Source organism: Burkholderia sp. Se-20378 (assembly GCF_017104665.1).
Taxonomy (GTDB): domain Bacteria; phylum Pseudomonadota; class Gammaproteobacteria; order Burkholderiales; family Burkholderiaceae; genus Burkholderia; species Burkholderia lata.
Window position 1 is genome coordinate 1 of record NZ_JAAGPG010000008.1, and the last position, 11,534, is coordinate 11,534.

9 protein-coding genes are annotated in these 11,534 nt (G+C 65.6%); 7 read left to right on the plus strand and 2 right to left on the minus strand.

The features are described from left to right. The coding region (locus G3N93_RS02365) for a mechanosensitive ion channel domain-containing protein (RefSeq protein ID WP_206132214.1) at positions 1 to 1,813 on the plus strand (1,813 nt) is incomplete at its 5' end. A 27-nt stretch (positions 1,814 to 1,840) separates the two neighbouring features. Here the strand turns inward: G3N93_RS02365 and G3N93_RS02370 are convergent. Then, positions 1,841 to 2,644, minus strand: a complete 804-nt coding sequence (locus tag G3N93_RS02370; protein WP_206132215.1) for a CerR family C-terminal domain-containing protein — start codon at positions 2,642 to 2,644, stop codon at positions 1,841 to 1,843. A gap of 92 nt (positions 2,645 to 2,736) precedes the next feature. Between G3N93_RS02370 and G3N93_RS02375 the strand changes: the two genes are divergently transcribed. From G3N93_RS02375 to G3N93_RS02400, 6 genes are all read left to right on the plus strand, one after another. Beyond that, positions 2,737 to 3,858: an HlyD family secretion protein gene (locus G3N93_RS02375; RefSeq protein ID WP_206132216.1), complete on the plus strand. Its 1,122-nt coding sequence runs from the start codon at positions 2,737 to 2,739 to the stop codon at positions 3,856 to 3,858. After that, a complete protein-coding gene (locus G3N93_RS02380) occupies positions 3,851 to 5,437 on the plus strand; it encodes an MDR family MFS transporter (protein WP_206132217.1) in 1,587 nt (528 codons plus the stop codon). The genes G3N93_RS02375 and G3N93_RS02380 overlap by 8 nt, the downstream gene beginning before the upstream one ends. 13 nt (positions 5,438 to 5,450) lie before the next feature. Beyond that, positions 5,451 to 6,938 carry an efflux transporter outer membrane subunit gene (locus tag G3N93_RS02385; protein WP_206132218.1) on the plus strand — a complete coding sequence of 496 codons (1,488 nt, stop codon included), beginning with the start codon at positions 5,451 to 5,453 and terminating at the stop codon, positions 6,936 to 6,938. A 327-nt stretch (positions 6,939 to 7,265) separates the two neighbouring features. Next, on the plus strand, positions 7,266 to 8,801 hold the full coding sequence (locus tag G3N93_RS02390; RefSeq protein ID WP_174937046.1) for a catalase: 1,536 nt from the start codon (positions 7,266 to 7,268) through the stop codon (positions 8,799 to 8,801). Positions 8,802 to 8,878: 77 nt separating this feature from the next. Then, positions 8,879 to 9,490: an ankyrin repeat domain-containing protein gene (locus G3N93_RS02395; protein WP_174937044.1), complete on the plus strand. Its 612-nt coding sequence runs from the start codon at positions 8,879 to 8,881 to the stop codon at positions 9,488 to 9,490. A 79-nt stretch (positions 9,491 to 9,569) separates the two neighbouring features. Further along, positions 9,570 to 10,040 (plus strand): VirK family protein, encoded by a 471-nt coding sequence (locus G3N93_RS02400; protein ID WP_206132219.1) that lies wholly within the window; start codon positions 9,570 to 9,572, stop codon positions 10,038 to 10,040. 118 nt (positions 10,041 to 10,158) lie between these two features. On the opposite strand, the gene G3N93_RS02405 is transcribed toward G3N93_RS02400, so the two are convergent. After that, positions 10,159 to 10,953, minus strand: a complete 795-nt coding sequence (locus G3N93_RS02405; protein WP_206132220.1) for an APH(3')-II family aminoglycoside O-phosphotransferase — start codon at positions 10,951 to 10,953, stop codon at positions 10,159 to 10,161. Between the last annotated feature and the right edge of the window lie 581 nt (positions 10,954 to 11,534).

An 11,534-nucleotide genomic window follows, 5' to 3' on the forward strand; every position in this document is an offset into this window, starting at 1 on the left:
GCCCGCCTCGTCGCAAGGCCGCGGCCACGCGCGCCGCCACACCACGCTGCTGCACCGGATGCCGCGCGCGCTCGTCAGTCTGGCGTTGCGTGCCGTGCCACTGCTCGTGTTCGTCGGTGTCGCGAGCCTGACGATGTCGGTGATCGGCGATACGGGCACCCCGATCGAATCCGCGCTCGAAGCGCTGATCGACATCTACGTGATCTGCCGGCTCGTCACGATCGTCAGCCGGCTGTTCTTCCAGCCCGATGCGCGGCAATTGCGGTTACTGCATATCAGCGACGCATGGGCCGACTTCGCGCAACGCTCGATCGCGCGGATCGTGATCGTGATCGGCGCCTGCACGGCCGCGGTCGAGATCGCCGCGAACTTCGGTCTCAGCGACGCCGGTCACGTCGCGCTGCTGAAAGCCGTCGCGCTCGTCGGGCACCTGATGGTCTCGGCGCTGATCCTGCAGTGCCGCCTGCCGGTCGCCGCGCGGATCCGCTCGGCCGGCGAGGATCGTCCGTCGGTCACGATGATCGCCAACGCGCTCGCGGACGCATGGGCGCCCGTCTCGGTATTCATCGTGATGGCGCTGTGGTTCGTGTGGGCGCTCGACGTCCACAACGGCTACCGCGTGCTGATCACGCTCGGCGGCCGCTCGATCGCCGTGATGATCGGCATGCGGATGGCGTCGATCGTCGTGTTCGGCGCGCTCGCGCGGCTGTTCCAGGGCCGCGACGAAGACCGCACGCTCGTCCATGTGCACGCGTACCGCTACTACCCGCTGCTGCGCCAGATCGTGTCGGGCGCGATCGGCATCGTGACACTCGTGCTGTTGCTGCAGATCTGGGGCGTGCCGATCTTCCGCGCGTTCGAAACCGGCACGATCGGCCACCGGCTCGCGTCGGCGCTGGTGACGATCGCCATCGCGGCCATCGTCGCGCTCATCGTGTGGGAAGCCGCGAACATCGCGATCGAGCGCCGGCTGCAACGATGGACGCGTGAAGGCAATCTCATGCGCGCGGCGCGGCTGCGTACGCTGCTGCCGATGCTGCGCTCGCTGCTGTTCGTGATGATCGCGCTCGTCGTCGTGCTGACGGGCCTCAGCCAGCTCGGCGTGAACGTCGGCCCGCTGCTTGCCGGCGCCAGCATCTTCGGCGTCGCGCTCGGCTTCGGCTCGCAGAAGCTCGTGCAGGACTTCATCACCGGGATCTTCCTGCTGATGGAAAACGCGATGCAGGTGGGCGACTGGGTCACGCTCGCCGGCGTGTCGGGCACGGTCGAGTACCTGTCGATCCGCACCGTGCGGTTGCGCGCCGGCGACGGGTCGCTGTACACGATCCCGTTCAGCTCGGTGACGACCGTCAACAATACGAATCGCGGGCTCGGCAACGCGTCCGTCAAGATCAGCATTGCCTACGGCGAGGATATCGATCGCGCGATCGCGACGCTGAAGGAGATCGGCGCCGCGTTGCGCGACGATCCGAAGTACCACGACGGCATCCTGTCGGACTTCAGCTACTGGGGTATCGACCAGGTCGATGGCGCGACGCTCGCGCTGGCCGGACAGATGCAATGCACGGACTCGACGCGCTGGAGCGTGCAGCGCGAATTCAACCGGCGGATCGCGGAGACGTTCCGCGAACGCGGCATCCGGATCGCCAATCCGCAGCGCAGCGTCGTTGCGTACGCGGACGGATCGCGGCCTGTGGTCGATGACGAAAACGGCAGCAACGGCGACAACGGCGACAACGGCGACAACGGCCATGCTGCCGAAACTTCGGCCCGGCCGCCGTCGCCCTCGGAACCGGGGCGCAAGCCGAGTTGACCGGCCGGGACTGACAACGCGCCGCGTTTAACGCGCGGCCGGCTTGGTCACGCGCCGAGCGCTTTTCGCGGCGGGTGTAGACGCCCCCGTCCCCCGCTTCGAATCGGCGTCCGGATCGACCGCCAACACGTTGCGCTGCGCGTGCCATTGCTGGAGCAGCACGCGCGTCTGTTCGGCGATCGTGTCGATCAGCAGGGTCGCGCGCTCGCCTTCGAACGCCTCCCATTCGAGCAACTGCAGCGCCGAACGCTGCGCGATGTGGAACACCGTGAGCTGCCCGAACAGGCTCAGTGCACGCAAGCGCGTGACGGGATCGTTGGCCGGCCGCCCCGAGATGCGGCCGATCAACTCGGCGCTCACGTCGTTGAGCGGCTTGCGCATGCGCTTCATCAGGATTTCGCTCGCGCTCGCCGGCTCCTGGCCGCCTTGCTCGCGCGCGAAGAACATCCGCTGGTTCATCGTCTTCGGCGCCGTGAACATCCGGTCCGACAGCGCGCGCAGCAGCCCGACGAACGCGTCGATCAGCACGTCGACGTCCGCGTCCGCGTCGAGCATCGCCCACGCATGGCCGACTGCCGGCGCAAACACTTCCCAGCCGTGTTCCGCGATCGTCTCCACGCACGCGCGGTACACACCTTCCTTGTTCTCGAAGTAGTACTGGAGCGCCGGCGCGTTCACGCCGGCCATCGCGGCGATCTCGCGGGTCGATGCCCCCGCGAACCCGCGCTCGCCGAACAGTTCGATCGCCGCCTCGATGATCCGCTGGCGCGTTTCGTCGCCACGGGCGTAGCCGCCCGCCGACGTACGGCGCAGCTTCTTCGCTTCGTTCATGCCTTCCTCGTCATTCGATCGACCGACATTCTACTTGACACAATTTTATCAACTGGAATAATTCTTCCACTTGGAATAAATTGGACGCCAGCATGTCGACGCTGCAAGACTCGCCACAGAAAGCAAATCGTCAGGAAAACGGAACAACGCCGCGAAACGGCAACGGCACGAAGCGGCGCGTCCTGCTCGTCGTCGCCGTGCTTGCGGCCATCGGCGGCGCCATCTGGCTCGGCCGATGGTGGACGGTCGGCCGCTTCATCGAAAGCACCAACGACGCGTACCTGCAGGCGGACAGCATGACCGCCGCGCCGAAGGTCGCCGGCTACGTGACCGACGTATATGTGCGCGACAACCAGGCCGTAAAGGCCGGCGATCCGCTGGTGCGGCTCGACGTCCGCCAGTACCAGGTCGCGCTTGCGCAATCGCTCGCGACCGTCGACGCGCGCCGCGCGGATATCGCACGCGCCGAGGCCGACATCAGCCAGCAGCATGCGAATCTCGAACAGGCCGACGCGCAGGCGAAGGTGTCGCGCATCAATGCGCAGCACGCCAGCGACGAATACACGCGCTATGCGCCGCTCGCCGCGACCGGCGCGGAAACGCACGAACGCGTAGCCGACCTGAAGAGCACGCGCGACCAGGCGGCCGCGACGCTCGCCGCGAACAATGCGTCGATCGCTGCCGCGCGCACGCAGATCGCGTCGTTCACCGCGCAGCTCCAGCAGGCGCGCGCGCAGCTCGAAGCCGCGCAGGCCAGCGCCGCGCAGGCACAACTCGATCTCGACAACACGATCGTGCGCAGTACCCTCGCCGGCCGCGTCGGCGACCGCACGGTGCGCGTCGGGCAATACGTGCAGCCCGGCACGCGCCTGCTGACCGTCGTACCCGTCGACTCGATCTACCTCGTCGCGAACTTCAAGGAAACGCAGATCGGCAACATGCGCATCGGCCAGCCCGTCGAACTGCACGTCGACGCACTGCCGGACGGCGCGCTGTCCGGCGTCGTCGACAGCTTCGCCCCCGGCACGGGCGCGCAGTTCGCGCTGCTGCCACCCGAGAATGCGACCGGCAACTTCACGAAGATCGTCCAGCGCGTGCCGGTGCGCATCCGACTCGCCGCGAATGCCCGCGCGCAGCGCATGCTGCTGCCGGGGCTGTCGGTGACGGTCGACGTCGATACGCGCTCGACCCGCGACGAGACGCATCATGGCTGAACCGTCCGCCACGATGCCCATGCCGCCGCACGAAGGCCGTGCGAGCGTGACCGACTGGATCGCCGTCGCGGCCGGTGCGCTCGGCGCGCTGATGGCGACGCTCGACATCTCGATCACGAACTCCGCGCTGCCGCAGATCCAGGGCGAAATCGGCGCGACCGGCACCGAAGGCACGTGGATTTCGACCGGCTACCTGATGTCGGAGATCGTGATGATCCCGCTCGCCGCCTGGCTCACGCGCGTGTTCGGGCTGCGCAATTTCCTGCTGACGAACTCCGCGCTGTTCATCGCGTTCTCGATGATGTGCGGCTGGTCGCATTCGCTGCCGATGATGATCGCCGGCCGGATCGGCCAGGGCTTCACCGGCGGTGCGCTGATCCCGACCGCGCAGACCATCATCCGCACGCGGCTGCCGCTGTCGCAGTTGCCGGTCGGCATGACGCTGTTCGGCCTGATCGTGCTGCTCGGGCCATTGTTCGGCCCTGTGCTCGGCGGCTGGCTCGCGGAAAACGTGAGCTGGAGCTGGTGCTTTTTCCTGAACCTGCCGGTGTGCCTGCTGTTGATGGCGCTGCTGGTGTTCGGGCTGCCGTCGGATCGCCCGCAATGGCATTCGTTCTTCAACGCGGACTGGCTCGGGATCCTCGGCCTCGCGATCGGGCTGAGCTCGCTCACCGTCGTGCTCGAGGAAGGTCAGCGCGAACGCTGGTTCGAATCGCAGATGATCGTCACGCTGAGCCTCGTGTCGCTCGCCGGGATGATCCTGATCGCGTTGTCGCAGATCTTTGCGAAGCGGCCGATCATGCGGCTGTCGCTGATGCGCAACCCGCGCTACGCGAGCGTGATCGTGATCGTGTCCGCGGTCGGCGCCGGGCTGTACGGCGTGTCCTACCTGCTGCCGCAGTTCCTCGCGATCGTCGCCGGCTACAACGCGGAACAGGCGGGCGCGATCATGCTGCTGTCGGGGCTGCCGGCCTTTCTCGTGATGCCGATCCTGCCGCGCCTGCTCGGCAAGGTCGATTTCCGCATCCTCGTGATTTCGGGGCTGCTGCTGTTCTGCCTGAGCTGCATGCTCGACATCAGCCTGACCGCGCAGAGCGTCGGCCACGACTTCGTCTGGTCGCAACTGATCCGCGGCGTCGCGCAGATGCTCGCGATGATGCCGCTCAACCAGGCCTCGATGGCGGCCGTCGCGCGCGAAGACTCGGGTGATGCGGCCGGGCTCTACAACATGGCGCGCAATCTCGGCGGCTCGATCGGGCTTGCGATCATCGGCACCGTGATCGACCGGCGCACGACCTTCCATACGGCCGCGCTCCGCGAATCGGTGACCGCGAACTCGCTGATCGGGCAGGACCGGCTGTCGGCCTACGCGGCCAACTGGTTCGCGCACACCGGCGACCTCGCGTATTCGAACATGCGCGCACTCGGACAGCTGGCGCAGCAGATCCAGATCCAGGCGGTCGTGATGACCTATTCCGAAACCTTTTATCTGCTGGGCCTCGCGCTGCTTGCCTGCGTGCCGCTCGCGCTGCTGCTGAGAACGCCGCGCGGGCCGCAGCCGATGTCGTCCGGCCACTGAACCGTCTTACGCGATGAGACCCGTCTCCCTGCCCGGCCGCCCTGTGCGCACGCTGTGCGCGGCCGCTGGCCTGCTCGCCGGCTGCACGGTCGGCCCCGACTGCCGCGGCGCACCCGCCGCACCGGATGCGCCGACCTTCGTGCGCGCGCCGGCCTCCGGTGTCGACACCACTGCGCCCGCGCCGAGCGCATGGTGGCATGCGCTCAACGATCGCCAGCTCGACGACCTGATCACCGCCGCGCTCGTGTACAACCCCGATCTGCACGCCGCGCAGGCACGCTTGCGCGCATCGCGCGCGCAACTCTCGCAACAGCGCGCCGCGCAGTTGCCGAAATCGTCGGCCACCGTTGCCGCCATCCGCATGCGCGAGCCCGACGTCAGCGCGCTCGGGTCGCTGCTGCCGTCGAACGGCTCGAGCCAATCGGGCGGCACATCGCCGTCGCTGGGGGGCTCGGGCCCGCTGCAGCTCTATTCGGCAGGCTTCGACGCAACCTGGGAAATCGACCTGTTCGGCGGCACGCGCCGCGCGGTCGAAGCTGCGTCCGCACAAGCGGAAGCGGTCGACGCCGATCTCGCCGATACGCAGGTGTCGATCGCGGCCGAAGTCGCGAACGCGTATGTCGACCTGCGCGACCAGCAGCAGCGGCTTGCGCTGTCTCAACGCACCGCCGAGCAGCAGCAGACGATGCTGGAACTCACGCAGCAGCGCCGCGCGCGCGGCGTCGCCGCAGACGTCGACATCGAGCGCCTGACGACACAGGTCGAAACCACGCGTGCGTCTCTGATCCCGCTCGACGCGCAGGTGACGGAATCGCTCGACCGGCTCGCAATCCTGACGGGCCGCGCGCCCGGTACGCTCGACGCAACGCTGTCGACACCGGACGCACCGCTGCCGACGCTGCCCGGTAGCGTCGCAATCGGCGATCCGGCCACGCTGCTGAAACAGCGCCCGGACATTCGTGCGGCCGAGCGCCGGCTCGCATCGAGCAATGCGCAGATCGGCGAGCATGTCGCCGACTACTTCCCGAAGGTGACGCTGCTCGGCGATCTCGGCTTCAGCGCGACCGACCCGGGCCACCTGTTCCGCAAGCAGAACTTCACCTGGGTCGGCGCGCCGTATCTGCAATGGAACATTCTCGACTTCGGACGCACGCGCGGCGCGGTGCGAGCGGCCGAAGCATCGCGCGACGAAGCGGAAGCGAACTATCAGAAAGCGGTGCTCGGCGCCCTGCAGGACGCCAACACGGCATTGCAGCGCTACGGGCACCAGCGTGAGCACGTCGTTGCGCTCACCAAGGTGCAGACGTCGGCCGTGCATTCCCGATCGCTGATGGACGAGCGCTATCGTGCGGGTGTCGCGTCGATGATCGACCTGCTCGATACGCAACGCGAAGCGCTGTCCGCGCAGCAGAACGTGATCGCCGGGCAGGCCGAACTGATCAAGGACTACGTGTCGCTGCAGAAGAACCTCGGGCTCGGGTGGCAAGCCGGCGCGAGTTGACGGCAGGTTGATCGGTGCCGCGCGTTCGGGTTCGTCGAGGCTGCTGCGGCACCGATGCTTGAAAGGCGGATCGCAACACCCGCGCAAGGCATCGCATGTTCAATCGTCCGCGCTCGACGCGCGCGGATCGCTTCACGGCATGCGACGCAACAACTCATTGCGCGCGCAACAATATTCACCGCCCACGCCGATAACCACCGCGCTCACGCTGCATCGACGCCGCCGCTATCGGAAACATATCGAATATCAATTAGCCAATCATCTGACGATCTCTTCTAATTCAGTCGGCTTCCCCACCACCGATCGGATTCAAGGAGTTCCATCGTCATGTCCTCATCCTCCCATCGCGTGCTGAGACACGCAGTCGCCGCGATCTGCGTTGCACTTTCCGCGTCCCCCCATGCAGCCGAACTCACTCGCGACACGGGCGCCCCCGTCGGCGACAACGAGAATTCGCAGACGGCCGGCCCTGCCGGCCCCGTGCTCCTGCAAGACTCGGCACTCATCGAAAAACTGCAGCGCTTCGATCGCGAACGCATTCCGGAACGCGTCGTGCATGCACGCGGCACCGGCGCATTCGGCGAGTTCGTGCCGTCCGCCGACATCTCGAACCTGACGAAAGCGAAGGTCTTCACACCCGGCACGCGCACACCCGTGTTCGTACGCTTCTCCACCGTGATGGGCTATCGCGGCTCGCCTGAGCAGGCACGCGATCCGCGCGGCTTCGCGGTGAAGTTCTATACGCAACAGGGAAACTGGGACATGGTCGGCATCAACTGGCCCGTGTTCTTCATTCGCGACGGCATCAAGTTCCCCGACTTCGTTCACGCGAACAAGCCGAGCGCCGTGACCGGCGTGCAGGATCCGAATCTCGCATTCGACTTCTTCGCGAATACGCCCGAAGCGACGAACATGCTGACGATGCTGTACACGAATGCGGGCATGCCCGATTCGTATCGTCACATGGACGGCTTTGCGGTGCATGCGTTCAAGTTCGTCAATGCGCGCGGCGACGTGCACTACGTGAAGTTCCACTGGAAAAGCCAGCAAGGCGTGCACGGCCTGCGTCCGCAAGACATCGACGCATCGATCGGGCGCGACTGGAACATGATGACGAACGACCTGTATGGCGCGCTGAAGCAAGGCGACTTCCCGAAGTGGGACCTGTACGTGCAGGTGCTCACGCCGCAGGACCTGAACCGGTTCGACTTCGATGCGCTGGACGACACGAAGGTGTGGACCGGCGTCCCCGAGCGCAAGATCGGCACGATGACGCTGAACCGCGTACCCGACAACTACTTCCAGTCGACCGAGGAATCGGCGTTCGCGCCATCGCGGCTCGTGCCCGGCATCGAGCCGTCCGAAGACCGGATGCTGCAGGATCGCCTGTTCGCATACGCCGACACGCAGATGTACCGGCTCGGCGCGAACTACATGGACCTGCCGATCAACCGGCCCGTCGTGCCGGTGGTCAACAACAACCAGGACGGCAAGATGAACGCCGGCGACCGCAAGGGCGAGGTGAACTACGAACCGTCGACGCTGCATGAACTCGCGCCGAATCCGCAGTACAAGTCCGTGCGCATGGCGCTCGGCGGAACGACGCAGCAGGAAGCGATCCACAAGAAGCTGCGATTCCGTCAGGCGGGCGAGTACTACCGCGGCCTGTCGCAGCAGGACAGGGACGACCTGATCACCGCGCTGTCCGGCGATCTCGGCAAGGTGACGAACGCGCACAACCAGTACGCGATGCTGTCGTACTTCTACAAGGCCGATCCCGACTACGGCACGCGTCTCGCGCAGGCCATTCACGCTGACGTCGGTCAAGTGCAAGCGCTCGCGGCAAAGCTGAGCGAGAACTGATCCCGCGACTCCGGTCACGGTCGACGTGCGGGGTTGCGCCGCGCACGTCGACCTGATTCACCCATCAGGACATCCCCATGCAATCCAAACGCCTGACGCGCGCGATCCGCTCGACCGCAACAGCCGTGGCGCTGGCCGCGCTCGCCGGTTGCGCGCACCTTCCCGACCAGCCTGCGTATGCGCGGGCCGACCCTGCCGCGCTGCGCCGCTACGACGGCGACTGGTTCGATGCCGCCCGCGTCGGACGCGTCGACATCCTGCGTGCATTGCACGACGCCGGCTTTCCCGTCGATGCCACCGACAGCCGCGGCTTTACGGCCGTGATACTCGCATCCTACGACGGCCAGCCAGCCGCGCTCGACTACCTGCTGTCGGCCGGCGCAAACGCATGTGCCGGCGACCGTCACGGCAACACGGCGCTGATGGGCGCCCTCTTCAAGAACGAACCCGACATCGCGCGGCGCCTGATCGACACGCAATGCCCGATCGACCAGACGAACGGCGCCGGGGAAACCGCGCTGGGTTTCGCCACGCTGTTCAATCGCTTCGAGCTGATCCCGCTCCTCGTCGCACATGGTGCGAATCCGAATCATGTCGATCGGCGCGGACAGTCACTGCTCCAGCTCGCGCAGTCGCACGACAACACGGAAGCCGTGGACGCGCTGCGGCATGCAGGTGCGGCGCAGTAGCTGCCGCGATCGAACCGTCTGAACAATGCCTGCGCACCGTGCTATCGTGCCCGTGGTTTCATCGCACGGAGACAGGAAAATGCTGAATCGCTTCGCCATTGTTCTTGTTGCCGCCGGCGCGGCAACCAGTCTCGCGGCAACAGCTGCAAGCCCCCAGCCGGACAACGTCAATTCGTATCGGCAGTTGCGCACGCGGCTGTTTGCCGGCGTGACGGTGACTGCAATCTTTTCACCCAACCAGTGCCAGAACGCGCAGCCGGCTCAAGCGAAGGCAACGGCGCCCACCGTATCGGGCGGCTTCGCGATACGCGACTTCATGGAAGTCGGTGGCAATACGCTCGCATTCGCCAACCAGCACCTTACCGTCCAGCCCAGCGGAACGCCGGTGCTGGAGCTGATCCAGTACCGCGTCATGCAGGATGAAAGCGCGACGGTGACGGTCCGCTCGCTTTCGCCAACCACGTATCAGCCGGTCGCGCCGGCCCAGGTCTTCCAGTGCACGCTCGGCGACGGCCTCCGCTTCACCTATGCATGGCGCGAGCGTGACTGACGGAGGAGATCCGTAGAGAACGCGAAAATCTTCGATTGAAAAGCAGGAGTACTACGAAACGAGCCGATGCACGGGACAAGAAAACTGTCTCGTGCGCCGCCAGTGAACACTCGAGGAATCAGAAAAACTCGTCGAGCAGCCGGTAGAACGCGATCCGGCCCGGATCGGGCTGCTCGATTCCATACCGGGCAAAAAATGGCGCGACCCATTCGCTGCCGAGATCCGCTTCGATATCGCGCGTTGCCAGCGCCAGATCCTGATAGCGATCGGCAACACCGAGGCGCCCGCAGTCGATGAAACCCGAGAAACGACCGTCTTCGACCATGAAGTTGGGCAGGCACGCGTCACCGTGCGTAACGACCCTGTCCTCGATCAACGGCCTGCTCGCCTGAAGCCTCGCGAATAGTTCATCGAGCGGCACACCGGTATTCGCATCATCGAGGTTGCCCTCGTCAACGAGCCCCTCGCTCATCCGCGCACGGGCCCGCTCGATACGTGACGCAGCACCATGATCGAACGGGCAAGTTGCCGGATCGAGCCGATGCAGCGCACGCAGCGCATCTGCAATGATCGCCACCTTCGCCGCCGGCCCGAGTCGCGCGACTTCGAGATTCTCGCCACGCACGGCACTCAGCAGCATCCACTCGCGCCCCGCCGCCGATGCCACGTCGAGCACCTGCGCGCCCGGCAAACCCGTCGTCGACAGCCAGTGCAGTCGCGCCACCTCGTCGCCCAGTTCACTCAGCGGTCCCGCGGGTTCCGTCTTGACGAACCGACGCGATCCGTCGCGCGCATCGAGCCGGAACACCGCGGCATCCGATTGCCCTTCCGTCTGTTGCGTCCATCGGCAATCGGCCAGCGCGGCCTTCCAGGTCGCGGGTACTTCGATGCAAAGCTTGTCGTTGTCGATCACGTCAGGTTCGATCCTCGTTGACTGGGCCGGTATGCGGAACGTCGGACATCTCGCGACTGCATGCGCCGCTTCGTGCGGCGCGCGGCCTCGACTTTCTCTGCCGCGCCCCCCGGGATTCGAGTCAGGCCTCGAACACGATCGGCCAGTTGCACCCATTACGCATCAAACCAGAAACGATCGGCAAATCGAATTCCGCATTACTTTCTTTGGCGGCCTCGAATATTACAAAACACTGCCAATATTTTCAAAAACATTGCACATATTCGCTTTAATTTAGTTTCATATAATCAAAAAAAGTTTGACACCTCGCTTTCATTCTTGATACCGTCCGATGCAAGCAATCTGACGAATTGCTCACCACGCAATCGCTTCCGCTCCACGTTTTTTCGCTTCCGCCGCACCGCAGTGCTCGCCGCCGGCTGTATCGTTCGCGCGCCGGCGCATGCAACATCCCGATGCATCTCATTGGACAACTGCCATCCGGCAGCGGGCCGAAGGATCGAATCAAATGAGCAGGACAACGAAACTGTTGCTCTAGCAATCCCGCCCGCGCCCTGTCCGGCGCGGTTGCGTCGTATCGC

Bases quoted from the DNA above. Each gene is read 5' to 3' on its own strand.
- G3N93_RS02370 (WP_206132215.1), bottom strand. From the start codon at position 2,644: ATGAACGAAGCGAAGAAGCTGCGCCGTACGTCGGCGGGCGGCTACGCC.
- G3N93_RS02385 (WP_206132218.1), top strand. From the start codon at position 5,451: ATGAGACCCGTCTCCCTGCCCGGCCGCCCTGTGCGCACGCTGTGCGCG.
- G3N93_RS02375 (WP_206132216.1), top strand. From the start codon at position 2,737: ATGTCGACGCTGCAAGACTCGCCACAGAAAGCAAATCGTCAGGAAAAC.
- G3N93_RS02390 (WP_174937046.1), top strand. From the start codon at position 7,266: ATGTCCTCATCCTCCCATCGCGTGCTGAGACACGCAGTCGCCGCGATC.
- G3N93_RS02380 (WP_206132217.1), top strand. From the start codon at position 3,851: ATGGCTGAACCGTCCGCCACGATGCCCATGCCGCCGCACGAAGGCCGT.
- G3N93_RS02400 (WP_206132219.1), top strand. From the start codon at position 9,570: ATGCTGAATCGCTTCGCCATTGTTCTTGTTGCCGCCGGCGCGGCAACC.
- G3N93_RS02395 (WP_174937044.1), top strand. From the start codon at position 8,879: ATGCAATCCAAACGCCTGACGCGCGCGATCCGCTCGACCGCAACAGCC.